20 protein-coding genes are annotated in these 26,098 nt (G+C 72.8%); 13 read left to right on the top strand and 7 right to left on the bottom strand.

Annotated features, from left to right (window positions below; genetic code table 11):
• Positions 1–10 precede the first annotated feature (10 nt).
• A complete protein-coding gene (locus OO63_RS29690; RefSeq protein WP_030358902.1) occupies positions 11–1,627 on the top strand; it encodes an FAD-dependent monooxygenase in 1,617 nt (538 codons plus the stop codon).
• Between the two features lie 25 nt (positions 1,628–1,652).
• Here OO63_RS29690 and OO63_RS29695 read toward each other — a convergent pair whose 3' ends face one another.
• Both OO63_RS29695 and OO63_RS29700 read right to left on the bottom strand, forming a co-directional pair.
• Positions 1,653–3,671 carry an ABC transporter ATP-binding protein gene (locus OO63_RS29695; protein WP_234311192.1) on the bottom strand — a complete coding sequence of 673 codons (2,019 nt, stop codon included), beginning with the start codon at positions 3,669–3,671 and terminating at the stop codon, positions 1,653–1,655.
• Positions 3,668–5,515, bottom strand: coding sequence for an ABC transporter ATP-binding protein (locus tag OO63_RS29700; RefSeq protein WP_030358904.1), 1,848 nt, complete (start codon positions 5,513–5,515; stop codon positions 3,668–3,670). Before OO63_RS29700 ends, OO63_RS29695 begins: the two co-directional genes overlap by 4 nt.
• A gap of 206 nt (positions 5,516–5,721) precedes the next feature.
• On the opposite strand from OO63_RS29700, the gene OO63_RS29705 reads away from it, so the two are divergent.
• From OO63_RS29705 to OO63_RS29720, 4 genes are read left to right on the top strand one after another with little or no spacing between them, the layout of a single operon-like run.
• Positions 5,722–6,726: an ABC transporter ATP-binding protein gene (locus tag OO63_RS29705; RefSeq protein WP_234311193.1), complete on the top strand. Its 1,005-nt coding sequence runs from the start codon at positions 5,722–5,724 to the stop codon at positions 6,724–6,726.
• Positions 6,723–7,580: an ABC transporter permease gene (locus OO63_RS29710; RefSeq protein ID WP_078619448.1), complete on the top strand. Its 858-nt coding sequence runs from the start codon at positions 6,723–6,725 to the stop codon at positions 7,578–7,580. The genes OO63_RS29705 and OO63_RS29710 overlap by 4 nt, the downstream gene beginning before the upstream one ends.
• Before the next feature lie 47 nt (positions 7,581–7,627).
• On the top strand, positions 7,628–9,100 hold the full coding sequence (locus OO63_RS29715; RefSeq protein ID WP_234311194.1) for a sensor histidine kinase: 1,473 nt from the start codon (positions 7,628–7,630) through the stop codon (positions 9,098–9,100).
• Positions 9,090–9,722, top strand: coding sequence for a response regulator (locus tag OO63_RS29720; protein ID WP_030358908.1), 633 nt, complete (start codon positions 9,090–9,092; stop codon positions 9,720–9,722). Before OO63_RS29715 ends, OO63_RS29720 begins: the two co-directional genes overlap by 11 nt.
• A gap of 171 nt (positions 9,723–9,893) precedes the next feature.
• On the opposite strand, the gene OO63_RS29725 is transcribed toward OO63_RS29720, so the two are convergent.
• The 3 genes from OO63_RS29725 to glgX form a co-directional block, all read right to left on the bottom strand.
• The gene (locus OO63_RS29725) at positions 9,894–11,303 is read right to left on the bottom strand and encodes a carbohydrate-binding protein (RefSeq protein ID WP_051811322.1); all 1,410 of its coding nucleotides are present in this window, start codon (positions 11,301–11,303) and stop codon (positions 9,894–9,896) included.
• A gap of 245 nt (positions 11,304–11,548) precedes the next feature.
• Positions 11,549–12,502: a LysR family transcriptional regulator gene (locus OO63_RS29730; RefSeq protein ID WP_030358910.1), complete on the bottom strand. Its 954-nt coding sequence runs from the start codon at positions 12,500–12,502 to the stop codon at positions 11,549–11,551.
• A 61-nt stretch (positions 12,503–12,563) separates the two neighbouring features.
• Positions 12,564–14,945 carry a glycogen debranching protein GlgX gene (gene glgX / locus OO63_RS29735; protein ID WP_051811323.1) on the bottom strand — a complete coding sequence of 794 codons (2,382 nt, stop codon included), beginning with the start codon at positions 14,943–14,945 and terminating at the stop codon, positions 12,564–12,566.
• A gap of 156 nt (positions 14,946–15,101) precedes the next feature.
• Between glgX and OO63_RS29740 the strand changes: the two genes are divergently transcribed.
• The 8 genes from OO63_RS29740 (at position 15,102) to OO63_RS29775 (ending at position 23,246) form a co-directional block, all read left to right on the top strand.
• A complete protein-coding gene (locus OO63_RS29740; RefSeq protein WP_078619449.1) occupies positions 15,102–16,364 on the top strand; it encodes a L,D-transpeptidase in 1,263 nt (420 codons plus the stop codon).
• A gap of 172 nt (positions 16,365–16,536) precedes the next feature.
• The gene (locus OO63_RS29745) at positions 16,537–17,778 is read left to right on the top strand and encodes a L,D-transpeptidase (protein WP_030358913.1); all 1,242 of its coding nucleotides are present in this window, start codon (positions 16,537–16,539) and stop codon (positions 17,776–17,778) included.
• A 123-nt stretch (positions 17,779–17,901) separates the two neighbouring features.
• The gene (locus tag OO63_RS29750; protein ID WP_030358914.1) at positions 17,902–18,672 is read left to right on the top strand and encodes an enoyl-CoA hydratase/isomerase family protein; all 771 of its coding nucleotides are present in this window, start codon (positions 17,902–17,904) and stop codon (positions 18,670–18,672) included.
• A gap of 264 nt (positions 18,673–18,936) precedes the next feature.
• A complete protein-coding gene (locus OO63_RS29755) occupies positions 18,937–19,440 on the top strand; it encodes an ATP-binding protein (RefSeq protein WP_030358915.1) in 504 nt (167 codons plus the stop codon).
• Positions 19,441–19,853: 413 nt separating this feature from the next.
• Positions 19,854–20,618 carry a polysaccharide deacetylase family protein gene (locus OO63_RS29760; protein ID WP_030358916.1) on the top strand — a complete coding sequence of 255 codons (765 nt, stop codon included), beginning with the start codon at positions 19,854–19,856 and terminating at the stop codon, positions 20,616–20,618.
• Positions 20,618–21,838: a YncE family protein gene (locus tag OO63_RS29765; RefSeq protein WP_234311195.1), complete on the top strand. Its 1,221-nt coding sequence runs from the start codon at positions 20,618–20,620 to the stop codon at positions 21,836–21,838. Before OO63_RS29760 ends, OO63_RS29765 begins: the two co-directional genes overlap by 1 nt.
• A 93-nt stretch (positions 21,839–21,931) precedes the next feature.
• Positions 21,932–22,876: a LysR family transcriptional regulator gene (locus tag OO63_RS29770; protein WP_051811325.1), complete on the top strand. Its 945-nt coding sequence runs from the start codon at positions 21,932–21,934 to the stop codon at positions 22,874–22,876.
• 157 nt (positions 22,877–23,033) lie between these two features.
• Entirely contained in the window at positions 23,034–23,246 is a 213-nt protein-coding gene (locus OO63_RS29775; protein ID WP_030358919.1) for an EF-hand domain-containing protein, read from the top strand.
• A 78-nt stretch (positions 23,247–23,324) separates the two neighbouring features.
• On the opposite strand, the gene OO63_RS29780 is transcribed toward OO63_RS29775, so the two are convergent.
• Both OO63_RS29780 and leuA read right to left on the bottom strand, forming a co-directional pair.
• The gene (locus tag OO63_RS29780) at positions 23,325–24,194 is read right to left on the bottom strand and encodes an ABC transporter ATP-binding protein (protein ID WP_030358920.1); all 870 of its coding nucleotides are present in this window, start codon (positions 24,192–24,194) and stop codon (positions 23,325–23,327) included.
• On the bottom strand, positions 24,191–25,960 hold the full coding sequence (leuA, locus tag OO63_RS29785) for a 2-isopropylmalate synthase (protein ID WP_030358921.1): 1,770 nt from the start codon (positions 25,958–25,960) through the stop codon (positions 24,191–24,193). Before leuA ends, OO63_RS29780 begins: the two co-directional genes overlap by 4 nt.
• Between the last annotated feature and the right edge of the window lie 138 nt (positions 25,961–26,098).

Raw genomic sequence — 26,098 nt, forward strand, 5'->3', positions numbered from 1 at the left:
GATGGCAGACATGCCCGACATGTCCGAAGCGAACGCCGACGTGGACGTGGACGTGGATGTGGACGTCGACGTGTTGATCGTGGGCGGTGGGCCGGTCGGGCTCACCGCCCGCGTGCTCCTGGAGCGGTGGGGCGTCCGCACGTCCCTGGTCGAGAAGCGCACCGAGCTGTCGCCCTTCCCCCGCTCCCGACTGGTCAACGTACGCTCCATGGAGATCTTTCGGGGGCTCGGCCTCGCCGTCCCCGTCGCCGCCGTCGCGTTCCCGCCGGAGTACGGCCGCATCCGGTTTCGCGACACCCTGTCCGGCGACGACTTCGCGAGCGCGGCGATAGTGGGCGTGCGCGCGCCTGTGCCGGAGAGCCCCGTGACCGGCGCGGTCACCTCGCAGGACCGGCTCGAACCCCTCCTCCTGGACGCGGTGGACGCGGCGGACGCGCCCGTGCGGTTCGGCGTCGAACTCGTCGGCCTCACCGAGGACGCCGACGGAGCCGTGGCCGTGCTCCTCGACCACCGGAGCGGCACGGAGACCCGCGTACGGGCCCGCTACGTCCTCGCCGCCGACGGCGCCCACTCCACCGTCCGGCGGCACCTGGGCATCGCCACCACCGGCCCCGGCGAACTCGCCCGCGTCACCACCGTCGTGTTCGACGCCGACCTGAGCGCCCTGGCGGCCCGGCAGCCCGCCGGCGTCTACTTCACCGCCCACGGCACCTTCCTGCCGCTCTACCCCGAGGGCGGCTGGTCCTGGCTCGCCCCCACCCCCGAGGACGCCGGGGACACCGACTGGTCCGCCCTCGTCGCGCACGCCATCGGTACCGACGTCGACGCCGACGTGCTGCGCGTCCAGCACTGGACCATGAACGCCGCCGTCGCCGAACGCTTCCGCCACGGCCGGACCCTGCTCGCCGGCGACGCCGCGCACGCCCTGCCCATCATGGGCGGCCTCGGCATGAACGCGGGCCTCGCCGACGTCCACAACCTCTGCTGGAAACTCGCGGGCGTCCTGCGGGGCTGGGCCGGGCCCGGTCTGCTGGATTCGTACGAGGCGGAGCGGCTGCCCGTCGCCCATCGGACGCTGCGGCAGGCGGTCGCCAACACGAAGCTGGGGTTCGAGGTCCAGGATCGGCGACGTGCGCAGATCCGGTCCGGTGCGGGTGTGCGAGAGCGGGTGGAACTCCCGTGGTCCGAGCGGTACTTCGCCCAGCTCGGGCTCGTGCTCGGGGTCCGTTATGACTCCGGTGCCGTCCTTGCCGATGGCGGCACGCTGCCGGAGCCGTCGTACGGCGATGGCGGTGACGAAGGCACCGACTACCTTCCGTCGGCCACACCGGGGTGTCGGATGCCCCACCTCTGGCTCGCCCCCGGGCGCTCCACGCTCGACGCCTGCGGGGAGTGGTTCACCGTGCTCGCCCCCGATCCCGCGCGCTGGGAGCCGGGGACCGGCGGGCCGTGGCCGGTGCGCGTCGAGCCGCTGCCGGGCGAGCACGCCGACGCCTGCGGCCTCGGCCCGCACGGAGCCCTGCTCGTCCGCCCCGACGGCCATGTCGCGGCCCGTTGGCCCGCGGGACCCCCGACCGGGGCGACCCTCCCGGAGGCCCTCGCCGCCGTGACCGGCCCGGCCGCCTGAGCCCGGCCGACCCCGGGTCGGGCCGCTACGCGCCGCTGCCCACGACGCTGTCCCGCCACGCCCGGTGCAGCTCCGCGAACGGCCCCGTCCCCGCGATGAGTTCGGCGGGCGTGCCGTCCTCCACGATCCGGCCGTGCTCCATGACCAGGACCCGGTCGGCGATCTCCACCGTCGACAGGCGGTGCGCGATCACGACGGCCGTGCGGCCCCGCAGCACCGTGTCCATCGCCCGCTGCACGGCCCGCTCGCCGGGGATGTCCAGGGAGCTGGTGGCCTCGTCGAGGATCAGGACGGCGGGGTCGGCGAGCAGCGCGCGGGCGAAGGCGACCAGCTGGCGCTGGCCCGCCGAGATGCGGCCGCCGCGCTTGCGTACGTCGGTGTCGTAGCCGTCGGGCAGCGACATGATGAAGTCGTGGGCTCCGATGGCCTTCGCGGCCCGCTCGATGTCGCCGCGGGTGGCTTCCGGGCGGCCGATCGCGATGTTCTCCGCGACCGTGCCGGAGAACAGGAACGCCTCCTGCGTGACCATCACGACGCCCCGCCGCAGCTCGGCGCCCCCGAGCTCGCGCAGGTCGACGCCGTCCAGCAGGACCTGCCCCTGCGACGGGTCGTAGAACCGCGCGAGCAGCTTCGCGAGCGTCGACTTGCCCGCGCCCGTCGAGCCGACGACGGCCACGGTCTGCCCGGCGGGCAGCGTCAGGTCGAAGCGCGGCAGGATCTCACCGCCCGTGCGGTATGCGAACCGCACGCCGTCGAACTCGACGGTGCGGCCGGGGTGCTCGGAGGCAGGCGGCGGCAGCTGCTTCTCGGTGCCGGGCTCCGGCTCCGGCACGGACGGCGTCTGCGCGAGGAGGCCCGCGATCTTCTCAAGGGACGCCGCCGCCGACTGGTACGAGTTGAGGAACATGCCGAGCCGGTCGATCGGGTCGTACAGGCGCCGCAGGTACAGCACCGCGGCGGCGAGCACACCGAGCGCGAGCGTGTCCTGCGCCACGCGGTACGCGCCCCACAGCACGATGCCCGCGACCGCCGTGTTCGCGACGAGCCGCGAGCCCACCACGTACCGCGCCATCTCCAGGAGCGCGTCGCCGTTGGTGCGCTCGTGCCGGTGGTTGAGCGTCGCGAACTGCGCCTCGTTGGCCTGCTCGCGGCGGAACGCGCGCACCGGGCGGATGCCGTTCATCGTCTCCGTGAACTTCACGATGACGGCGGCGACTGCGGTCGAGCGGACGCGGAACACCTTGCCCGCACGGTGCTGGTAGAGCCGGATCAGGGCGTACAGGGGCACGAACGACAGGACGGCGACCGCGCCGAGCCCCAGGTCGAGCCAGAGCAGCATCGCCGAGATCGTGACGAACGACAGCACCACCGTGAGCAGTTCCTGCAGGCCCTCGTTGAGCAGCTCCCGCAGTGACTCCACATCCGTGGTGGCGCGGGATATCAGCCGCCCCGACGTGTACCGCTCGTGGAAGTCCACGCTCAGCGCCTGCGCGTGCCGGAAGATCCGGCCCCGCAGGTCGAGCAGCACGTCCTGGTTGACGCGGGCGGACGCCACGATGAAGGCGTACTGGAACGCCCCCGCGGCCGCCGCGCACACCAGGTAGGCCACGCCTACCGCGATCAGCGGGCCGTGGTCGTCCGCGCGGAACGCGGGCACGGCGCGGTCGATGGCGTACGCGACGAGCAGCGGCCCGGCCTGGATGACGGCCTGCTGCACGAGGAGCAGGACGGCGGCCAGCGTGACGCGGGCGCGGCGGGGCGCGAGGAGGGAGCGCAGCAGGGTGCCGGTCGCGCCCGGGGGAGCGGGGAGGGTGTCGTTGTCGAAGGCGTCGTCCAGGGCTTCTGGGGCGGTGCCTTCGTGGGCGGTGCCTTCGTGGGCGGTGCTTTTGTGGATGCTGTCTTCGTAGGTGGTGCTTTCGTGGCGGCTGTCTTCGTGGGCTGTGCCTTCGTGGGCGGTGCCTTCCCTGGTGGGGGGAGCCGAGGGCCCGTCGTCCGGCCCCGTTCTCCCGTCGCCGCTGCGACCCCTGTCGCCGACCGTGCTCATTCGTCCGTCCCCCCAGACATCAGCCATGCGTACTCGGCGTTCTCCCGCAGCAGTTCCTGGTGCGTGCCCACGGCCGTGATCCGGCCCCCGGACAGCAGCGCGACCCGGTCCGCGAGGAGCACCGTCGACGGGCGGTGCGCCACCACCAGCGCCGTGGTGTCCTTCAGGACCCGCCGCAGCGCCGCCTCCACCAACGCCTCCGTGTGGACGTCGAGCGCCGACAGCGGGTCGTCGAGGACGAGGAAGCGCGGCCTGCCCACCACCGCGCGGGCCAGCGCGAGCCGCTGCCGCTGCCCGCCGGACAGGCTCAGACCCTGCTCGCCGACCTGGGTGTCCGCCCCCTTCGGCAGCCCGTGCACGAACGCGGCCTGCGCGATCGCGAGGGCCCGCCCCAACTCCGCGTCGCCCGCGCTGCCGTCGGCCCCCATGAGCACGTTCTCGCCCACGGAGGCGGAGAACAGCGTGGGCTCCTCGAACGCCATGGACACCAGCGTGCGCACCCGTTCGCGCGGCATCGCCGCGATGTCCTCGCCGTCCAGCGTGATGCGCCCGCCCGTCACCTCGTGCAGCCGGGGCACGAGCGCCGTCAGCGTGGTCTTGCCGCTGCCGGTGGCGCCGACGAGGGCCAGCGTCTCGCCCGTGCGGATGTGCAGGTCGATGCGGTCCAGGACGGGTGGGGCGGCGTCCGGGGCGTCCGGGTAGCGGAACTCGACGGCTTCGAAGCGGATGCCGTCGGCGGGGGCGCGGGGTGCGGGGACGGCGGCGACCGCGGCCGCCTTTCCCGGGTCCGGCGCGGAGCCGGGGCCGCCCGGGCCCTGGCCCGTGCCCGCGCCCGTGTCCGACTCCGGCTCCGCGTCCAGCACCTCGAAGTACCGCTCCGTGGCCGTCGCCGCCTCCTGGCTCATCGCGAGCAGGAAACCGATCGACTCCACCGGCCAGCGCAGCGCGAGCGCCGTCGACAGGAACGCCACCAGCGTGCCCGTCGAGAGGTCGCCGTCGGCCACCTGGACCGAGCCGAGCACGAGCGCCGCGCCGATCGCCAGCTCCGGCAGCGTCATGATCACGCCGTAGATCGCGGCGAGGAGGCGGGCCTTGACCAGCTCCGTGCCGCGCAGCGTGCCCGACAGCTCGCGGAACGCCCGGGCCTGACTGCGGTGCCGCCCGAAGCCCTTGATGATCCGGATGCCGAGCACGCTCTCCTCGACGACCGTCGTCAGATCGCCCACCTGGTCCTGCGCGCGCCGCGCCACGGCGGCGTACCGCCCCTCGAAGTACGCGAGGAAGGCCACCATCGGCACCACGGGCGCGAGCAGCACCAGGCCGAGCGTCCAGTCCTGGGCCAGCAGGATGGCCATGCCGACCGCGATCGTCGTGCCGTTGACGACCAGGAACGTCAGCGGGAACGCGAGGAACAAGCGCACCAGCATCAGGTCGGTCGTGCCGCGCGACAGCAACTGGCCGGACGCCCACCGGTCGTGGAACGCCACGGGCACCCGCTGGAGGTGGCGGAACAGGTCCGCCCGCATCTCCGCCTCCACCCCCGCGAGCGGCCGCGCGACCAGCCAGCGCCGGAAGCCGAACAGCACGGCCTCGACGACACCGAGCCCCAGCAGGAGCAGAGCCCCGAGCCAGACGCCCCCGGTGTCCCGGTCGGCCACCGGGCCGTCCACGATCCACTTCAGGACGAGCGGGAACAGCAGGCCCGTACAGGACGCCACGATGGCGACGAACGCCGCCGTGAACAGGCGTGTCCGTACGGGGCGCACATACGGCCACAGCCGCGTGAGCGTCCTGACGGCCGAGCGTCGGCCGGGGTCCTGGGCAGGTGCGTGTGTGGTGGACATCAGGGGCGAGCCTACGTTTCACCACTGACAGCGCCCACCGAGTTTTGGTCCGGTCCTGGTCGGTCGCTGGTCCTAGTCCGTGCCCGCTGGGACGGCCGCTTCCGCGCAGCTCCGAGGGGTCGTAGGGGGCCATCGACCGATCGGTTGATGGTGGTCGCGCGGGATGGGCGATGTGGGGCGGGGGCCGTGACGGCGAGGCTGGTCGCATGCCTCCTCCCATCATCGAAGTCAGGGACCTGCGCAAGGTCTACGGCGGCCGTGCCGTCGTCGACGGCGTCTCGTTCGCCGTCGAGCAGGGCGAGATCTTCGGCGTCCTCGGGCCGAACGGCGCGGGCAAGACGACCACCGTCGAATGCGTCGAGGGCCTGCGCGTGCCCGACGCGGGCGCGGTGCGCGTCGCCGGACTCGACCCGGTCGCGGACCACGCGCGGGTCACCCGCGTCCTCGGCGCGCAGCTCCAGGAGAGCGAGCTCCAGCCCAAGCTCACGGTCCGCGAGGCCCTCGAGCTGTACGCCGCGTTCTACGCCCACCCGGCCGACTGGCGCCCGCTCGCCGAGCGCCTCGGCCTCACCGACAAGCTGAGCACCCGCTTCGCCAAGCTCTCCGGCGGCCAGAAGCAGCGCCTGTTCATCGCCCTCGCCCTGATCGGCAGCCCCCGCGTCGTCGTCCTGGACGAGCTGACCACCGGCCTCGACCCACGGGCCCGCAGGGACACCTGGCAGCTGATCGAGGAGGTGCGGGACAGCGGTGTCACGGTCCTGCTCGTCACCCACTTCATGGAGGAGGCCCAGCGGCTCTGCGACCGCATAGCGGTGATCGACCGAGGCCGGGTGGCCGCGCTCGACACCCCCGCGGGACTCATCGGTCGCTCCGCCGGCTCCACGGTCATCTCCTTCACGCCGTCGGTGCCGCTGGCCCCCGCCGACCTGGCCGCGCTGCCCCGGCTCAGCTCCGCCACGGAGAAGGAGGGCCGCCTCACCCTGAACGGCACGGACGCCACGGTCGACGCCCTCCTCACCCTCCTGGCCCGCCACCGCATCACGGCCCACCAACTCCGCGTCACCGACGCCACCTTGGACGACGCCTTCCTCGACCTGACGACCACCGCGACCGACGCGACCGACCCGTCCGCACCGGCCGACGGCCACGCCCCCACCCCGACCGACGGCCACGCGCCCACCCGCCCCGGACACCACGGAGCCCCGGCATGACCACTCCCGCAGCTTCCCCCGGCTCCGCCGCCGCGGCCGACTCGGTCCCCGCGACGACCAGCCCCGCCGCCCCCGGGCCCGCCCCCGGCCCGCACGCCGCCCCGGCCCGCGCCCCCGGTGCCGCCCGAGCCGTCCTCAAGGCCGAAGTGCGGCTGTTCCGGCGTGAGCCGGGCTCCCTCTTCTGGATCCTCGCCTTCCCCACGGTGCTCCTGGCGGTCCTCGGGTCCGTCCCGTCCTTCCGGGAGGCACAGGACGACCTGGGCGGCATCCGCCTGGTCGACGCCTACGTCCCCGTGACCGTGCTGCTCTCCATGATCATGTCGGGGATCCAGGCCATGCCGCCGGTCATCACGGGCTATCGCGAGCGCGGCATCCTGCGCCGGATGTCGGCCACCCCCGTGCGGCCCGCCGCCGTGCTCGGCGCACAGATGGGACTGCACGGCGCCGCCGCGCTCGGCTCGGCACTGCTCTCCCTGACAGTGGGCCGGGCCGTCTTCGACGTGGCGCTGCCCCGGCAGATATTCGGGTACGCGGTCGCCCTTGTCCTGGCAACGGCCTCCGCGCTTGCGCTCGGCGCCCTGGTGTCGGCGCTCTCGCGCACCTCCAAGGCGGCGACAGCGGTCGGCTCGGCGGTGTTCTTCCCGATGATGTTCAGCGCGGGCGTCTGGCTGCCGGTGCAGGCGATGCCGGACACCCTCGCCCAGATCGTCGAGGCCCTGCCGTTCGGCGCGGCCGCGGAAGCGCTGAACGAGGCGGCGGCCGGGGACTGGCCAGGACCGGTCCACCTCGGCGTCCTCGTGCTGTGGACGGCGGTGCTCACGGCGGCGGCGGCGCGATGGTTCCGCTGGGAGTGACCGGGGGCACGGTGGGGGCCGCGGTCCCGGTGGACGAGACTGAGCGCATGGCACGACCCGGCACGCCGAACGGCCCCGACACCCCCGCCGACTCCGGCAGGCCCACCGCTCGGGCGACCCCGGGCGCGCCGCCTGTCCCCGGCGCGCCGCCTGTCCTTGGCACCGGGCCTGTCTCCGGCACCGGGCCTGCCCCCGGCACCGGGCCTGCCCCCGGCACCGGGCCCGCCCCCGACACCGACTTCACCGTCACGACCCCCACAACCACCTCCACGCCGACCACCCTCATCACCGAACGCTGGGAGCTGTTCCACCGCTGGGGCCCCCTCGTCCTCCTCGCCTTCGGCAGCCTGCTCTCCGCGGCGACCGCCGATGTCGTCGGCATGGGGTGGGACGCGTGGGCCCTGGCGGCGGGGCTCATCGTCGCCGCCGTGGGGCTGCAGGTCTGGTGGATCGGGGCCGCGCGCTCCCGGCCGGGGCCCTCCCGCTCCGGCGGGGCGTACTACTTCCTGCGGTGGGCGCTCGCGTTCACGCTGTCGTGGCTGAACCCGTTCTTCGTGTTCTACGCCGTCACGGGGTACTTCGGGTCCGAGCGGCTGCTCAAGCACCGGCTCGTCCCGGTCGGGCTCTTCGCGACCGCGGTGACGATGGCGGGCGCGCAGGCGGGCGGGCTGCCGCCGCAGGGGCGGATCGGCTGGGTGGTGTTCGGCGCGATGCTCGGCGTCAACGTAGGGCTGCTCACGGTCTTCGCGCACCTCGCCAACAAGGAGGAGGAACGCACCCGGTTCCAGGAGCGGACCATCGACCAGCTCGAAGCGGCCAACGCCGCGCTCCAGCAGGCCCTGGACGAGAACGCCGCACTGCACGCCCAACTCCTGCTCCAGGCGCGCGAAGCGGGCGTCGCCGACGAGCGCAGACGCCTCGCCGCCGAGATCCACGACACCATCGCGCAAGGCCTCACCGGCATCATCGCCCAGCTCCAGGTCGTCGCGAACACCCCCGACCGGCAGCTCGCCCGCGAGCACCTGGACCGGGCCACCGACCTGGCCCGGCACAGCCTCGGCGAGGCCCGCCGCTCCGTGCACAACCTCGCCCCGGTCGCGCTGGAGCACGACAGCCTGCCCAAGGCCCTCGGCAAGACGGTCGCCGAGTGGGGCGACCGCACGGGCGTGCGCGCCGACTTCACGGTCACGGGCACCGACGGGCCCCTGCACGAGGAGATCGAGTCGACCCTGCTGCGCATCGTCGAGGAGGCCCTGTCGAACGCGGCCCGGCACGCGGCGGCGACCCGCGTCGGCGTCACCCTTTCGTACATGGCGGGGGAGGTCACCCTCGACGTCCGCGACGACGGCCGCGGCTTCGACCCGCTCGCCAGGACCGCCCGCACCCGTGCCGGCGGCTTCGGCCTCGCCGGCATGCGGGCCCGCGCCGAGCGCATCGCGGGCACCCTCACCGTCGAGTCGGAGCCCGGCGGGGGAACGGCCGTGTCGGCGCGCGTACCGTTGGTGGGCGATGAACACTGAAGTGATCACCCTCCTCGTCGTCGACGACCACCCGGTCGTGCGCGACGGGCTGCGCGGCATGTTCGAGTCGGCGCCCGGATTCACGGTCCTCGGCGAGGCGGCCGACGGCGTCCAGGCCGTCGAGCTGACCGCGCGGCTCGACCCGGACGTCGTCCTGATGGACCTGCGGATGCCGGGCGGCGGCGGGGTCGACGCCATCGCCGAGCTGTCCCGGCGCGGCGCCCGCGCCCGCGTCCTGGTGCTCACGACGTACGACACGGACACCGACACGCTCCCCGCCATCGAGGCCGGGGCGACGGGCTATCTGCTCAAGGACGCCCCGCGTGACGAGCTGTTCGGCGCCGTCCGCGCCGCCGCCGAGGGCCGCACGGTGCTTTCCCCGGCCGTCGCGTCCCGCCTGGTGCAACGCGTACGTGCCCCTGACGACGAGCGGCTGAGCACCCGCGAACGGGAAGTGCTCGCACTCGTCGCCAGGGGCACGTCCAACCGCGACATCGCGAAGGGGCTGTTCATCAGCGAAGCCACGGTCAAGACCCATCTCACCCATATCTACGGCAAGTTGGACGTCAAGGACCGGGCCGCGGCCGTCGCGACTGCGTATCGCCGCGGCATCCTCGACTGACCGTCCACGCGGTCCGCCGAAGCCGGAATCCGGTCCTTGCGGCCACGCCTCCCCCCGGAGTCGCGGCCTGACGGCCATGGGTCCGCATCCACGCTCCCACCAGCGTGGATGAGCAGTGGTCCCGCCCGGGTCCCGGACGGGCCCGCCGGTCAGGGCGGGCCCGTCACAGGGTCAGGCGGCCTCCCACAGGGCGGGAGTGTTCGGCGGCTCCCAGCCGGGCTGGGCCTGGTGCGGCTGGATGCAGCGGTAGGTGGCGCCGTTGTAGGTGACGGTGTCACCGGCCGCGTACACGGAGCCCGCCGCCCAGGTGCCGGTCGGGTCGCCGGGGTCCGGGTCCTGGCCGCCGCCCGTGGTCTTCAGCGTCAGCTGGTACTGCTGAAGGAGCGGGTTGATCGGCTGGTGGAACGTGGTGCCACCGGAGCGGCAGTTGCCCGAACCGCCGGAGGTGACGCCCTGCGCCTGGCTGCCCGAGATGTACGAGCCGCCGGAGTCACCGGGCTCCGCGCACACGGTCGTACGGGTCACACCGTTGATGGTGCCCTCGGGGTAGGTGACGCTGGTGTTGTGCTGCGAGATCGTGCCGCAGTGCCATCCGGTGGTCGATCCGGAGCGGCAGATCGAGCCGCCCACCGGCGACTGCGTCGAACCCGCGACGCTCACGCGCTGGCCCCCGGAGCCCTTGACGTACGGCGTCGCCGTCCACTGCGCGTTCGTGGCCACCCACGCCATGTCCCGGCCCGGGAAGATCGAGCCGCGGAACGTGCCCTGGGCCTGCTGGTTGACGCCGCGCGTGGTGGTGCCCGCGCGCCCGCAGTGGCCCGCGGTCGCGAAGCCCTGCGTGGCGCCCTGGGTGACGGAGAAGCCCACCGAACAGCGGCCGCCGCTGCCCATGTAGTACGCCTCACCCCCCACGATGTCGTAGAAGGGCCGCGGCCGTTCGGCGGTCCGCTGGACCTCGACGAGCCCGCGGTCGACCTTCGCCGCCTTCACCAGCTTGTGCGCCGCGGCGCCCTTGACGGCCTTCACCACGACCGCGTTGGACTTCACGTCGACGAACCACACGGGCGCGTCAGCGGTACGCGTGCTCTTCGCGGCCCGGTCCAGCTTCGCCTTCGCGGCGTCCAGCTGACCCAGCGAGTGGCGCACCACCAGGGCGCGGGCGCCCTCGGCCTCGATGGCCGCGACGTCCCGGGCGTCGGTGGTGGCGACGGTGAGCGTGGCCGAGGTGGCGCCGGTCACCCAGGCGCCCGCGAAGTCACGGCCGAGCGCCGACCGCAGCGCACCGCCCGCGGCCCCCGCCTCGGCCTCGTTGACCAGCCGTGCCTTGGCCTGCGCGGCGGTCAGGCCCAGGTCGCGCTGCATCGCCTTCAGAACCGCGGGTGACGTCTGCTCCACGGCGGCGGCCGCCGCCGCGTCGCGGGGTGTGGGGGAGGGGGACGGGGAGTCGGTCTGGGCGACCGCCGAGCCGGGCAGACCGGCGAGGACGAGCGCACCGGCGGCGGCGAGCGCGGCACCCGCCGCCTGGGCGCGGCGGAGCACCTTCCGGCCGTCTTGAGTCGGGGAGGAATGTCTGAGCTGCATGGGGGTCTCTCCTCGGTGTGGACGGGGAGCGGCGGACCCCCAAGCGGGGAAGCGGGATCCGCTCGTTCTCCGGTCGACCACACCGTAGAAGGGTCAACAGGCGTCACATAGATGCCAGTTGCCCCCCTGCGTGGATGTTATGGACCCCTCGCAAGTCGGGGGGAGTATGTAGCCCGTCCGGCGATTGAGGACGAGCGCGCAGCGCGATCGGGGGCGCGCCGTCCCACGGCAACGGGACACCCACCTCAGCCCACATCCGCCCCCGGCAGAGCCAACCACGCCGAATAACTCTCACTACGCGCGGCGGCAGCCGCATGCACCGCCCGCGCGAGCGCCAGCACCTCCGCCGCGCTGTCGTGCGCGTACGTCTCCGGATGCCACCCCAACAAATGCCGCCAGTACAACGGCGCCCCCGCCAGCGGCCGCGTCACGATCCCTCCGGTCGGCGGAAACGTGGCCCGGCACAACCCCACGGCCCGCCCCACCTGCACCAGATGCACGCACGACGCGGTGTCGGTCTCGTACACGGACGAAGGAGCGAAGCCCGCCCGCGCGCACGCCGCGGTGAAGCAGTCCCCGAAGCACCCGTCCCCTGGCACGTCCGTCCACGCCTCGCCCGCGAGATCGGCGAGGTCGATCTCTGTGGCCCCGGCCAGCGGATGCCCGGTGGTCAGCATGACGAACACCGGGTCGCGCGCCACCTCGCGCCACACGAGCCGCTCGTTCTCCGGCGGCATGCTCGCCCCGCACGTCCCGACGAGCGCGAAGTCGAGCCGCGCGTCGGCCACCTGGGCGGCGATCTCCCGCTCCGACCAGGAGGTGTACGTGGACACGGCCTGGTCGGGGTGCGCGGCGGCGAGCCGGTCCACGAGCCCACCGAGCAGCGGCCCGTGCGTACCGCCGAGCCGGAACCCGCGCCGGTCCTGCCACCCGCGCGTGAACCGCTCGGCCTCCTCCTGGAGCCCGGTGACCGCGGGCAGCACGATCCGGGCCCGGGCGAGCACGAACTCACCGAGCGGGGTGGGCCGCACCCCGGACCGCCCGCGCTCGAACAACTCCCCGCCCAGGGCCCGTTCGATCCGCTTCAGCTGGGTGCTGAGGGCGGGCTGCGCGAGGCCGAGGGCGGTGGCAGCCTTGGTGAGGCTGCCCGCGTCGGCGATCGCCCGGATCGTCTTCAGGTGCCGCAACTCCAGGTCCATGCGGTGAGCTTCGTCCGGGTCCGCGCCATGGGCAATACCTTGGTACGGACCTGAAAGCCCATCAAGTCCCTGGCGCCCCCTGCACCCCAGCGCCCTCGGCCCCGGCGCCCCCGGGCGCCGCGTCCCCCGGAACGGCCCGCAGCAGCAGCACCGACCGCGCGTCGACGCGCACCGCGGCCCCCGCGGCCAGCAGCGCACCCGGCGCGTCCTCCTGCTCCTCCAGGGAGGTGTCGACGAGGACTTCGTACGCGGCGGCCCACGGCGGCCCCGGCAGGACGAAGTCGACGGGCCGCTCCGCCGTGTGCAGGACCGCGAGGAAGCTGTCGTCCGTGACCGCGGCCCCGCGCGCGTCCCGCCCCGGTATGTCGCGCCCCGACAGATACATCCCGAGCGTCGCCGCGGGCGCGTACCAGTCGGCCTCCGTCATCTCCGTGCCGCGCGCCGTGAACCACGCCAGGTCCCGCAGCCCGTCCGCCGCGTGCGCGCGGCCGGAGAAGAAGGACCGCCGCCGCAGCACCGGATGCCGGTGCCGCAGCGCGATGAGCCGGGCCGTGAGGCCGAACAGCTGCCGCCACCCCGGCTGTTCGCGCTCCTCCCAGTCCACCCAGCTGACCTCGTTGTCCTGGCAGTACGCGTTGTTGCTGCCGCGCTGGGTGCGGCCCATCTCGTCGCCCGCGACGAGCATCGGCACGCCCGTCGAGAGCAGCAGCGTGGTCATCAGGTTCCGCAGCTGGCGCCGCCGCAGCGCGGCGATGTCCGCGTCGTCCGTCTCGCCCTCGACCCCGCAGTTCCAGGACCGGTTGTCGTCCGAACCGTCCCTGTTCCCCTCTCCGTTGGCCTCGTTGTGCTTGCGTTCGTACGTCACCAGGTCGCGCAGCGTGAAGCCGTCGTGGGCCGTCACGAAGTTCACCGACGCGTACGGCCGCCGCCCGCCCCACGCGTACAGGTCGCTCGACCCCGAGAGCCGGTAGCCGAGGTCCCGCACATCGGGCAGGGCGCCCCGCCAGAAATCCCGCACCGCACCCCGGTACCGGTCGTTCCACTCCGTCCACAGCGGCGGGAACGCCCCCACCTGATAGCCGCCGGACCCGACGTCCCACGGCTCGGCGATCAGCTTCACGCGCCGGAGCACCGGGTCCTGCGCGATGACCGCGAGGAACGGCGAGAGCATGTCGACGTCGTGGAAGGAGCGCGCGAGCGCCGCCGCGAGGTCGAAGCGGAAGCCGTCCACGCCCATCTCCGACACCCAGTACCGCAGCGAGTCGGTGATCAGACGAAGGACGTGCGGCTGGACGACGTGCAGGGTGTTGCCGCACCCGGTGTAGTCGGCGTACCGGCGCGCGTCGTCCTGGAGCCGGTAGTAGCCGCGGTTGTCGATGCCCTTCAGGGACAGCTGGGGCCCCAGCTCGCCCGCCTCTGCCGTGTGGTTGTAGACGACGTCGAGGATCACTTCGATCCCGGCCTCGTGCAGCGCGCGCACCATCCGCCGGAACTCGCCGACCTGCTGGCCGCGGGTGCCGGACGCCGCGTACGCAGCGTGCGGCGCGAAGTACCCGATCGAGTTGTAGCCCCAGTAGTTCCTCAGGCCCCGGCGCAGCAGATGGTCCTCGTGTGCGAACTGGTGCACGGGGAGCAGCTCGACGGCCGTCACCCCGAGGCGCACGAGATGGTCGACGGCGGCCGGGTGCGCGAGCCCCGCGTACGTGCCGCGCAGCGGCTCCGGGACCCCCGGGTGCAGCTTGGTGAAGCCCCGGACGTGGAGTTCGTAGATGACGGAGTCCGCCCAGGGGGTCTTCGGGCGCCGGTCGTCGCACCACTCGTCGTCCGGCGCGTCGTCGTGCACCACGACGCCCTTGGGTACGTACGGCGCCGAGTCGCGGTCGTCGCGCACGGTGTCGGCGACGTGCTGCTGCGGCCAGTCCCGGACGTGGCCGTACACCTCCGGCGGCAGCGCGCCGTAGTCGTTGCCCTCCCCGGCGTCGACCGCGCGGGCGTACGGGTCGAGCAGCAGCTTCGCCGCGTTGAACCGGGCGCCCGTCCACGGGTCCCAGCGGCCGTGCACCCGAAAGCCGTACCGCTGCCCCGGCAGGACCCCCGGCAGGAAGCCGTGCCAGATCTCGTGCGTCAGCTCCGTGAGCGGGCAGCGCGTCTCGGTGACCCGGCCGCCACGGCCGCCGTCCTCGTCGAACAGACACAGCTCGACGGCCTCCGCACCGCCCGCCCACAGCGCGAAGTTGGTGCCCGCGACCCCGTCGGGCCCCACCCGGAACCGGGCCCCGAGCGGCGTCGGCGCCCCCGGCCACACCGTCCGCGCGGGCGCCTGCCGGGCCCGCGCCCCGCGCCCGCCGTTGGCCCCGGCGGCGGTGTCCGTGCCGCCGTCCGGCCGGCCGCGGACCCGGGCCCGCGCCCGCTGGACTGCCTCCTGCTCGGCTGCGCTCGACACCTGCTCGCCTCCCGCGGCTCCGGCCGGTCGACGCGCGCGCTCAGGGCGTGCGGCGTCCCGGCCGCGGCTGCCCGCACGACGTCCTTGCTGTCTGTTCTGCCCAGCCGGTGCGTCGCACTCACGTTTCCCCGGGCGGGCACGGTCGTTGGGACCCACGTGAGACAGGCAACGAGGCGCGCTCGGCGCGCAGGGGCCGCGCTGGCCGCAGCGGTGGCATGGGCAGGACTGGTACTCGGAGCCACGGGCTGCTCCGGCTCGGAGCTCGACGGGGTGCTCGGCAAGCCGCCGCGGCCCGCCGACGCGATCAGGGTCACGCCCGGCGACGGCGACAAGAACGTGCGCGCCGGGGAGCGCCTGGAGGTGCGGGTGCCGGACGGGCGCCTGGAGTCCGTGCGGGTGGTGCGGTCGCAGGACGCGCAGGAGGCCGAGGTGCCCGGGCGGATCGGCGCGGACCGCACGACGTGGCGCCCGGTGGACGACGGACCGCTCGCCCTCGCCGCCGAGTACACGGTGGACGCGGTCGCCCTCGACGGCCACGGGCGGCGCACCGCGCGGCACACCACCTTCAAGACGTTCGTCCCCGACGAGCGCTTCATCGGGTACGTCACGCCGGAGCACCGCGCCACGGTCGGCACCGGCATGATCGTCTCCCTGGAGTTCAACCGCGAGGTCGTCAACAAGGAGGCCGTCCAGCGCGCCGTCCGCGTCACCGCGGAGCCGGCCGTGGAGATCCGGCCGCACTGGTTCGGCGCCACGCGCCTGGACTTCCGCCCCGAGAAGTACTGGAAGCCCGGCACCAAAGTCACCGTGGACCTGGACCTGCGTGACGTCAGGGCCGCGCCCGGCGTCTACGGCCTGCAGGACAAGACGTTCTCCTTCACCGTCGGCCGCAGCCAGGTCAGCCTGGTCGACGCCGCCGCGCACACCATGGAGGTGCGCCGCGACGGCGAGCTGCTCTCCACGGTCCCGATTACCGCGGGCGCCCCGAAGACCACGACGTACAACGGCAAGATGGTCGTCACCGAGATGCTCGAGGTGACCCGCATGAACAGCCGCACGGTCGGCTTCGGCGGCGAGTACGACATCCCGGACGTGCCGCACGCGATGCGCCTGACCACCTCGGGCACCTTCCTGCACGGCAACTACTGGGCGCCGCACGCGCCCGGCAACACCAACGTCAGCCATGGCTGTGTGGGCCTGCGCGACGTGAAGGGCGGCAGCTCACGGACGCCCGCGGGCTGGTTCTTCGACCGCAGCCTCATCGGTGACGTCGTCGAGGTCGTCAACAGCAACGACAAGAAGGTCGCTCCCGACAACGGACTCGGCGGCTGGAACATGGACTGGGAGGAGTGGAAGACGGGAAAGAAAGCCGCAGATGGGAAGAAGGGCGACAAGAAGCCGCGCTCGAGCCGCCCCTGACGGCCACAGGTCCGCACCGTGAACGCAGTTGGAACGGAACGGTGACATTGGCGGGGAGTCATCGCTTCGGGGCCTGTGGTTATCTAGCGCAGTGCGCGAGTCGGCTCATTCTCGACCACCGCGCGGGGCACTGGAGTGCGGGCCTGATGGGGCCGTGCGAGGGGAGAAAATCTTGAACGGGCGACCGATATCGGGGGCGTCGGCCCACGCGCGAAAGCGCGGGCGGCGGCGGGGCGCCAACACACTGTTCGCGGCGGCGTCCGGGGCGACGCTGCTGCTCGTCACCGCGTGCGGCGGCGGTTCCGACTCCGGCGACGGGGACGGCGGCAAGGGCAAGGCGGACGACAACAAGCCCTCGCAGGCCGTCGTCACCATCGCCCCCAAGGACGGCGCGGACGCCGTCGCCACCAGCGGGGCGCTGAAGATATCCGCGGCCAAGGGCAAGCTGTCGGAGGTGACGGTCAAGGACCCCAAGGGCAAGACCGTCCCCGGCAAGATCGTCGCCGGTGGCGCGAAGTGGACGCCCGAGCGGCACCTCGCCGCCGGGACCAAGTACAAGGTCCACGCGATCGCCAAGGACTCCGAGGGCCGCACGTCCGCCAAGGACTCGGCGTTCACGACCCTCGTGCCGAAGAACACCTTCGTCGGCCAGTTCAACCCCGAGGACGGCACCAAGGTCGGCGTCGGGATGCCGTTCTCGGTGAACTTCTCGCGCGGCATCACGTCGCCGGACGCGGTCGAGAAGGCCATCGAGATCAAGACCGATCCGTCCGTGCCCGTCGAGGGCCACTGGTTCGGCAACGACCGCCTGGACTTCCGCCCGGAGAAGTACTGGAAGCCCGGAACCAAGGTCACCGTGAAGATGAACCTCGACGGCGTCGAGGGCCGCCCCGGGGTCTACGGCAAGCAGGCCAAGACGATCACCTTCGAGATCGGCCGCAGCCAGGTCTCCACCGTCGACGTGAAGACCAAGAAGATGACCGTCGTGCGCGACGGCAAGGTCCTCAAGAAGATCCCCGTCACCACCGGCAAGCCCGGCTACGAGACGTGGAACGGCCAGATGGTCGTCAGCGAGCGCCTCAAGGTGACCCGCATGAACGGCGAGACCGTCGGCTACGGCGGCGAGTACGACATCAAGGACGTGCCGCACGCCCAGCGTCTGTCCACGTCCGGCACGTTCATCCACGGCAACTACTGGGGCGGCGGCGCGTTCGGCAACTACAACGCCTCGCACGGCTGCATCGGCCTGCGCGACGTGCGCGGCGGCTACGACAAGAAGGCGCCGTCCGCCTGGTTCTTCAACCACTCGATGGTCGGTGACGTCGTCGTGGTGAAGAACTCGAACGACAAGATCATCGCGCCGGACAACGGCTACAGCGGCTGGAACATGTCCTGGGAGAAGTGGAAGGCGTAGACCTTCCCGAAAGGGGGGCGGCGCCCCGAAGGGGCGCGGGGAACTGCGCGCCAAGCCACGGCGAAGCCGCAGACAACCGACGCCACGGCGCGGCACAACCAGCGGAGCGTTAACGTGCCACGCATGACAACTGTGCATCTCGAAGTCGCCGACGGCGTCGGCACCATCCGTCTCGACCGCCCCCCGATGAACGCCCTGGACATCGCGCTCCAGGACCGCCTGAAGGACCTCGCGGCGGAGGCGACGGCCCGCGACGACGTCCGGGCCGTCGTCCTCTACGGCGGCGAGAAGGTGTTCGCGGCGGGCGCGGACATCAAGGAGATGCAGGACATGGACCACGCGGCGATGATCGTGCGGTCCCGGGCCCTGCAGGACTCCTTCACCGCCATCGCCCGGATCCCGAAGCCGGTCGTGGCCGCCGTCACCGGATACGCCCTCGGCGGCGGCTGCGAACTGGCGCTGTGCGCCGACTTCCGCATCGCCGCCGAGGACGCCAAGCTGGGCCAGCCCGAGATCCTGCTCGGCCTGATCCCGGGCGCCGGCGGCACCCAGCGCCTTCCACGGCTCGTCGGCCCGGCCAAGGCCAAGGACCTCATCTTCACCGGCCGTATGGTCAAGGCCGACGAGGCGCTGACCATCGGCCTGGTGGACCGGGTGGTACCCGCCGCCGAGGTGTACGAGCAGGCCCGCGCGTGGGCCGCGAAGCTCGCCCAGGGGCCGGCGTTCGCGCTGCGGGCCGCCAAGGAGAGCGTGGACGCGGGTCTTGAGGCGGACATCGACACCGGTCTCGCCATCGAACGCACGTGGTTCGCGGGCCTGTTCGCCACCGAGGACCGTGAGCGGGGCATGCGCAGCTTCGTGGAGGACGGTCCCGGCAAGGCGAAGTTCCGCTGAAGTCAAGCCAGTTGAAGGCCCGTCAGCCAAAGTGTCCCCCGAAGGGGCGGATTATGGCAGGCTTAAGACAACCTTAAGGCAGGGCTCTTGCGGGCGCTCCGTGATCACTTGTGAGCAAGAAGTCATCGCAGGTGAGAGGGGGTGCGGCAGAGGCTGAACTGCCGTAGGCATATGCCTGGACGGCCCCCCGGAACGGAAGCTTCCGGGGGGCTTATTCCGTCGGAACGGCCCCAATGCGGTCGCGGTGCGGCCATGATGGGGGGCATGGCGGGGCAGGAGGGTTTCGAACAGCAGCGGCGGCGCCCGGGTGCGACCGCAGCGCGCTGGTCTCCGGCGGTGGAGGACGAACACGCGCTGAAGGCACTGGAGTTGTTCGGCAACCCGACCGACGCCGAGGTCCCGCTGCCCTCCCGCCCGGAGTCCGCGGCCATCGCCCGCCGCCTCGCGCAGGTGGTCGTCCTGCGCCACTGGGGCCTGACGCCCAAGCTCACCGAGGACGTCGTGCTCCTGGTGTCCGAGCTCGTCGGCAACGCCGTGCGGCACACCGGCGCGCGCGTCTTCGGTCTGCGCACGCTGCGGCGGCGCGGCTGGATCCGGGTCGAGGTGCGCGACCCCTCGCGGGGGCTGCCGTGTCTGATGCCCGTCCATGAGCTGGACATCAGCGGCCGGGGCCTCTTCCTCGTCGACAAGCTCGCCGACCGCTGGGGCGTGGACCTGCTGCCGCGGGGCAAGACGACCTGGTTCGAGATGCGGATCACCGAGCGCTGACGCGGATCACCGAGCGCTGGCGCGGATCACGGAACGTCGGCGCGGATCACCGAACGCCGGCCGCGTACGCGAAAGCCCCCGGGGCCGTGGGTGCGGCGCTGTCGGGGGCCTTCGAGCGGGGCCGGGACCGATGGGGTGTGGTCCGCGGCCCGTAAAGGCGACGTGGCTCGGGTCAAAGAGGGTCGCTTCGTCGACTATGGCAGACGGGGGCCTCCGATCCAAAAGTCCTAATTCGGGCATTGGCTGCCATAGTGTGACAGTTTAAAGGTGAATCCTTGGTGAGATAGAGCACGCGCCTTGTAAACGATGGCTAAACGGTGCCTGTGAGCGGTCATCGCGAGCTCCGGCGGAACCTGTTGGTCTGGACCGCACCTCATGTCGATCAGCGGCTTTCGGGGGTCGCCGCCCTATAAATGGGTCGCGTGACTTCGACCGACCGGCGCGGCGCGCTGCGCATCGGCACCGGGCTCGCCCTCACCTCCCTCGCGGGCTGCGCCCCGGCGGAGAGCAGCCGTGCGCCGCGCCCCGCGAGGCAGCCGCACCGGGCGCCCGCCCCCGGCCCCCGCGGCTTCCCCGGCCTGCCCGTCCAGATCGCCCACAGCCCCCGCGGCCGCCCCGAGGTCGCCCTCACCTTCCACGGCCAGGGCGACCCCAGGACCGCCCGCGCCGTGCTCGCCGAGGCCGAACGCGCGGGCGCCCGCGTCACCGTCCTCGCCGTCGGCACCTGGCTCGACGCCCACCCGAAGCTGGCGCGCCGCATCCTCGACGGCGGCCACGACCTCGGCAACCACACCCAGAACCACCGGGACATCAACGCGCTGCCCGAGCGGGCCGCGTACGCGGAGATCACCGGGTGCGCCGACCGGCTCCGACGCCTCACCGGCGGCATCGGCAACTGGTTCCGGCCCTCGCGCGCCCAGCGGGCCAGCCCCCTCGTCGCGCGCCTCGCGCGCCGCGCGGGCTACCCGCACGTCCTCTCGTACGACGTCGACTCCCTGGACTTCACCTCGCCCGGCGCCGCGGCCGTCACCCGCACCGTCGCCGACGGGGCCCGCGCGGGCTCCGTGGTGAGCCTGCACTTCGGGTACGCGGACACGGTCGCCGCGCTCCCCGCCGTCCTCGACGAACTCCACCGCCGCGGCCTGCGCGCGGTCACGACCACGGAGCTGCTGACCTGATGACCCGCACTCGAACCCGCACCCGCACCCCGCTGCCCCTGACGCTGACCCGGCGGACCGCCGTCCTGCTCGCCGCCGGGACCGCCGTCGCCGCCGCCCTCGCCGGCTGCGGCACCGAGCAGGCCGACCGGCAGAACAAGGCGCTGTCCACCAAGGCCGTGCCCGAGCCCGCCAAGCCGAAGGCCGTCCAGGGCCTGCCCGGCATGCCGCCCGTCCTCGACCCCAAGGACGTCTACGCCGCCGACCGCCCGAACAAGCTCTCCCCGGTGGTCAAGGACTTCCCCTCGCGCGTCTACGTCCCCAACACCAACTCCAACACCGTCTCCGTCATCGACCCCAAGACGTACGAGGTCATCGACACGATCAAGGTCGGCGTCCAGCCGCAGCACGTCGTGCCGTCCTGGGACATGAAGACGCTGTGGGTCAACAACAACCGCGGCCACACGCTCACGCCCATCGACCCCAAGTCCGGCAAGGCGGGCAAGCCCGTCGAGGTGCACGACCCGTACAACCTCTACTTCACGCCCAACGGCAAGCACGCGATCGTGATGGCCTCGCTCGACCGCGAGCTGGTCTTCCGCGACCCGCACACCATGAAGCGGGTCAAGACCGAACCGGTGAGCTGCTACGGCGTCAACCACGCCGACTTCTCCCTCGACGGCCGCTACTTCATCGTGTCCTGCGAGTTCTCCGGCGAACTCCTCAAGGTCGACACCGAGAAGATGAAGGTCGTCGGCCAGCAGAAACTGCCCTTCAAGGGCGCCATGCCGCAGGACGTCAAGGTCTCCCCGGACGGCAAGAAGTTCTACGTCGCCGACATGATGGCCGACGGCATGTGGGTCCTGGACGGCGACACCTTCTCCAAGCCCGAGCTGCTGCCCACCGGCAAGGGCTGCCACGGCCTCTACGTCAGCCGGGACTCGCGCGAGATGTACGTCTCCAACCGCGGTGAGGGCTCGGTCTCGGTCTTCGACTTCACCAGGAACAAGCTCACCAAGAAGTGGCACCTGCCCGACGGCGGCAGCCCCGACATGGGCGGCGTCTCGGCGGACGGCAAGGTCCTGTGGCTGTCCGGTCGCTACGACTCCGAGGTGTACGCCATCGACACCCGCACCGGCGTCCAACTCGCCCGCATCCCCGTCGGCGGCGGCCCGCACGGCCTGGCCGTGTATCCGCAGCCGGGCCGCTACTCCCTGGGGCACACCGGCATCTTCCGCTGAGCGGCCGCCGGGGGGGAGCCTTCGTTCAGAGAGTGTGAACGATGCGGCAGAATCGTGTACATCGGCTGTGTGATCAAGGGGGGGATCAGTCGGATGATGGAACGCGCCGAGATGGAGATATTCCTGACGCTCGCGGAAGAGCTGCACTTCGCTCGCACGGCCGCGCGTCTGCACGTGTCGCCCGCGCTCGTCACGCAGACGGTCAAGAAGACCGAGCGGCGGCTCGGGGTGGCGCTGTTCGCGCGCACCAGCAGACGCGTCGCGCTGACCGAGGTCGGCGCCGGGCTGCGCGACGAACTGCAGCCGTTGTACGAGGGCATCAGGCGGGCACTCGATCGCGCGGAGCTCGCCGGGCGCGGCATGACGGGCACGCTCACCGTCGGGTTCATGGGCAGCCAGAGCGGACGCTGGGTGGGCGCCGCCCGCGAGGTGTTCGAGCTACGGAACCCGGAGTGCGGCGTACGGGTCGTCGAGACGCAACTGCACCATAATGTGGCGCAGTTGCGCGACGGAACCGCCGATCTGCTGCTCATCACGCTGCCGGTCGACGAGCCGGACCTGACGGTCGGCGCGGTGGTCACGCGCGGCGTCCGCTACCTGGCCGTGGCCGCGAACCACCGCCTCGCGGAGCGCACAGCGGTGTCGTTCGAGGATCTGGCGGGCGAGACCTTCATCTCCGTCGAGGGAACGGTCCCCGCCGAGTGGATCGACTTCCACATGCCCCGGCTTACGCCCGGCGGGCAGCCGATCGGCAGGCACAGCGAACCGTGCACCACCTACGCCGAGGCCCTGGCCCTGGTCGCGACCGGGCGGGCCGTCGTGCCCGGCGACGCGCAACTGCCGCTGCTGTACCAGCGGCCGGACCTCCGCTTCCTGCCGGTCGCCGACATGCCGCCGGTCGAGCAGGGCCTGGTGTGGCGGACCCGCGACGACGCCGACAAGCGCGTGCGGGCCTTCGCCGACGTCGTCCTTGAGATCGCGCCCCCGCTGGCGCCGCCCGGCACGACGTGCGTCCCGGACGGCGCTTCACGCAGCTGACTCAGACGACGCGAGAATCCCCAGGCACGACGGAATGATCGCCCTCGATGTCCTGGCCATGGCCGGTACTCACTGCGATCGTCACCCGGTCCGGCCGTTACCCTGACCTCCGTCAGTAGTGCAGAACGCAGTAGTGCGGAACGAAGGGGCGGACCCGGTGGCGGACATCGAAGAGGCACGCAAGCAGTTCGAGCGGTTCGACGCGGACGGCGACGGATTCATCACGGCCGCGGAGTACAAGCAGGCCATGGCGCAGATGGGGGACTGGAACGTCACCGAGTCGGTCGCCGAGGCCATCATCAAGTCCAAGGACGCGAACGGCGACAAGCTGCTGTCCTTCGACGAGTTCTGGGCGAGCCTGAACAAGTAGCGCGTGCGGCACGGCCGCCCCGCGCCCTGAAGGGGCCGCACCCGGTGTCCGGGGTGCGGCCCCTTCGCACGTCCCGCCTCAGCCCCGCGCCCCGGCCCGCGCGCTCCAGCGGCCGTCGCGCCGCTCCACGCGCACCGTGTGCGCGAAGCACGCGCTGACCCGTTCCGTGGTGAGGACGTCGGTTGCGGCGCCCGCGGCCACGGCGCGGCCCGCGCGCAGCAGCAGCGCGTGCGTGGTCCCCGCGGGCAGCTCCTCCAGGTGGTGGGTCACCAGGACCGTGGCCAGGCCGGGACGCGCGCCGCGCAGCGCGTCGAGGCTCTCCAGGAGCTGTTCGCGGCCCGGCAGGTCGAGGCCGGTCGCGGGCTCGTCGAGGAGCAGGAGGCGGGGGTCGGGCAGCAGGGCGCGGGCGACGAGGGTCCGGCCGCGCTCCCCCTGCGAGAGCGTCGGCCAGGGCGCGTCCGCGCGGGCGGTCAGGCCCATGGTCGCGATCAGGAGCTCGGCCCGGTCCCGCTGCGCCGCCGTCGGCGTCCGGTGCGGCACACGGGCCACGCTGTTGGTGAGGCCGGTCAGGACGACGTCGCGGACGGACAAGGGCGAGCGCAGCGGGTGGCGGGGGTTCACATGGCCCAGGTACGTGCGCAGTTCACGCAGGTCGACGGTGCCGAGCCGGCGTCCGAGCACCGTCACCGCGCCGTGCGTGGGGTGGCCGAGCGCGCCCAGCAGGCCGAGCAGCGTGGACTTGCCGGCCCCGTTGGCGCCGAGCAGCGCCCAGTGCTCGCCGGGGCGGACGGTGAGGGAGACGTCGTCGAGGATGCGGCGGCCGTCGCGGATCACGGAGACGGAGTCGGCGCGCAGGACGGGGGAGAGGGTGGCGGGGGCCGGGACCGAGGCCGGGGCCGGGTCGGCCGGGTGTGCCCCGTGCGGCGCGCGGGTGGCGGGCGTCGTCATCCCGTAGCCCCCGCCCGGTTCACGGCCGACACCACCGCCTGCACCGACGCCGCGAGCAGCGAGGTGTCCACGCCCACGCCCCAGACCTCCAGCCCGCCTGCCCCCTCGGCCGTGCCCGCCCCGCCGACCCGGCACCGCGCGTACGCCACCGCCTCACTCGCCCCGCCCGACGTGAGGGCGTGCTCGCTGTAGTCCAGGACGTCCACCGCGACCCCGGCGGCGGACAGCGCGTCCACGAACGCCGACAGCGGGCCGTTGCCGTAGCCCTCGAAGTCCCCCGTCCTGCCCCCGGCCCGGAGCGTGCAGACGCAGCGGTGGGCGCCGTCCGCGGCGGTGTCCGTGGCCCAGGACAGCACGGACACCGCGCCGTCGAAGTCCGGCTGCCCCGGCGCCAGATACGCCGTGCGGAACAGCGCGTACAGCTCGTCGGGGCGCGCCTCGCCGCCACTGTCGTCGGTCGCCTCCTGCACCACCCGGGAGAAGTCGCGGCGCAGCCCCGCGGGCAGGTCGAGGCCGTGGTGCGTGCGCAGCAGATACGCCGTGCCGCCCTTGCCCGACTGGGAGTTGACGCGGATCACGGCCTCGTACGAACGCCCGATGTCGGCCGGGCCGATCGGCAGGTACGGCACGCTCCAGGGCGCCTCGTGCGGCTCGACGCCGAGGTCGGCGGCCTGTTTGGCGTGGTGGGCGAGGCCCTTGGCGATGGCGTCCTGGTGGGTGCCGGAGAACGCGGTGTGGACGAGGTCGCCCGCGTACGGGTGGCGGGGGTGCACCGGGAGGCGGTTGCAGTGCTCGACGGTCTCGCGGACCGCGTCGATGTCGGAGAGGTCGAGCATCGGGTCGACGCCCTGCGCGTACAGGTTCAGGGCCAGCGTCACCAGGTCGACGTTGCCTGTGCGCTCGCCGTTGCCGAACAGGCAGCCCTCGACGCGCTGCGCGCCCGCGAGCACCGCGAGTTCGGCGCAGGCGACGCCGGTGCCGCGGTCGTTGTGCGGGTGCACGGAGAGGATGACGGAGTCGCGGCGCGCCAGGTTCCGGTGCATGTACTCGATCTGGTCGGCGTACACGTTGGGCGTGGCGATCTCCACGGTCGCCGGGAGGTTGTGCGTCACCGGGCGGTCCGGGCTCGCGTCCCACAGCTCCGTGAGCCCGTCGCACAGTTCGAGGGCGAAGTCGGGCTCGGTGAGGTTGAAGGTCTCCGGGGCGAACTGGAAGCGGATGTGCGCGTCGGGGCGGGCGTCGGCGAGGCGGGCCATGTGGGCGGCGGCCTCCGTGACGGTGGCGCGCACGGTGGCGCGGTCCCGGCCGAGGACGACGTCGCGCCACACCGGCGAGGTCGGGATGTACAGGTGGACCACCGCGCGCGGCAGCCCGTCGATCGACGCGAAGGTGCGGTCGATCAGGTCGGTCCGCGCCGGGGTGAAGACCACAGGCGTGACGTCGTCGGGGACGGCGCCCGCGCGCACCCGATCGACGAGGTGGCGCACGAAGTCGAAGTCCGCGCGGCTCGCCGACGGATAGCCGACCTCGATCTCCTTGAAGCCCATCGACACGAGCAGCTCGAAGAAGCGCTGCTTGCGCGCGGTGTCCATCGGCTCGGCGAGCGCCTGGTTGCCGTCGCGCAGGTCGACGGGGACCCACAGCGGGGCGCTCTCGATCCGCGCCGACGGCCAGCCGCGGTCGGGGGCGAGGACGGTGACGCGGTCCTCGTGGGAGCGGTAGCGGTGGAAGGGCATCGGTCCGGGGCGCTGCGGGTTCCAGATCATGCGGAGCACCCTAAGCACACCTCAGGTCCTCAGACAAGTACTCCTCAGACAAGTAGAATCGACGTACGCTCCGGACGCCCGCACGCCGTCAGCTGTACGTTTCCCACGCCCGCAGTCAGCCGTACGTTCCTCACGCCC

This window comes from Streptomyces alboflavus (assembly GCF_000716675.1).
GTDB lineage: Bacteria > Actinomycetota > Actinomycetes > Streptomycetales > Streptomycetaceae > Streptomyces > Streptomyces alboflavus.

Excerpts from the sequence above, each read along its gene's own strand:
- OO63_RS29690 (WP_030358902.1), top strand. The coding sequence starts at position 11 with ATGCCCGACATGTCCGAAGCGAACGCCGACGTGGACGTGGACGTGGAT.
- OO63_RS29695 (WP_234311192.1), bottom strand. The coding sequence starts at position 3,671 with ATGAGCACGGTCGGCGACAGGGGTCGCAGCGGCGACGGGAGAACGGGG.
- OO63_RS29700 (WP_030358904.1), bottom strand. The coding sequence starts at position 5,515 with ATGTCCACCACACACGCACCTGCCCAGGACCCCGGCCGACGCTCGGCC.
- OO63_RS29705 (WP_234311193.1), top strand. The coding sequence starts at position 5,722 with ATGCCTCCTCCCATCATCGAAGTCAGGGACCTGCGCAAGGTCTACGGC.
- OO63_RS29710 (WP_078619448.1), top strand. The coding sequence starts at position 6,723 with ATGACCACTCCCGCAGCTTCCCCCGGCTCCGCCGCCGCGGCCGACTCG.
- OO63_RS29715 (WP_234311194.1), top strand. The coding sequence starts at position 7,628 with ATGGCACGACCCGGCACGCCGAACGGCCCCGACACCCCCGCCGACTCC.
- OO63_RS29720 (WP_030358908.1), top strand. The coding sequence starts at position 9,090 with ATGAACACTGAAGTGATCACCCTCCTCGTCGTCGACGACCACCCGGTC.
- OO63_RS29725 (WP_051811322.1), bottom strand. The coding sequence starts at position 11,303 with ATGCAGCTCAGACATTCCTCCCCGACTCAAGACGGCCGGAAGGTGCTC.
- OO63_RS29730 (WP_030358910.1), bottom strand. The coding sequence starts at position 12,502 with ATGGACCTGGAGTTGCGGCACCTGAAGACGATCCGGGCGATCGCCGAC.
- OO63_RS29750 (WP_030358914.1), top strand. The coding sequence starts at position 17,902 with ATGACAACTGTGCATCTCGAAGTCGCCGACGGCGTCGGCACCATCCGT.
- OO63_RS29755 (WP_030358915.1), top strand. The coding sequence starts at position 18,937 with ATGGCGGGGCAGGAGGGTTTCGAACAGCAGCGGCGGCGCCCGGGTGCG.
- OO63_RS29760 (WP_030358916.1), top strand. The coding sequence starts at position 19,854 with ATGGGTCGCGTGACTTCGACCGACCGGCGCGGCGCGCTGCGCATCGGC.
- OO63_RS29765 (WP_234311195.1), top strand. The coding sequence starts at position 20,618 with ATGACCCGCACTCGAACCCGCACCCGCACCCCGCTGCCCCTGACGCTG.
- OO63_RS29770 (WP_051811325.1), top strand. The coding sequence starts at position 21,932 with ATGATGGAACGCGCCGAGATGGAGATATTCCTGACGCTCGCGGAAGAG.
- OO63_RS29780 (WP_030358920.1), bottom strand. The coding sequence starts at position 24,194 with ATGACGACGCCCGCCACCCGCGCGCCGCACGGGGCACACCCGGCCGAC.
- leuA (WP_030358921.1), bottom strand. The coding sequence starts at position 25,960 with ATGATCTGGAACCCGCAGCGCCCCGGACCGATGCCCTTCCACCGCTAC.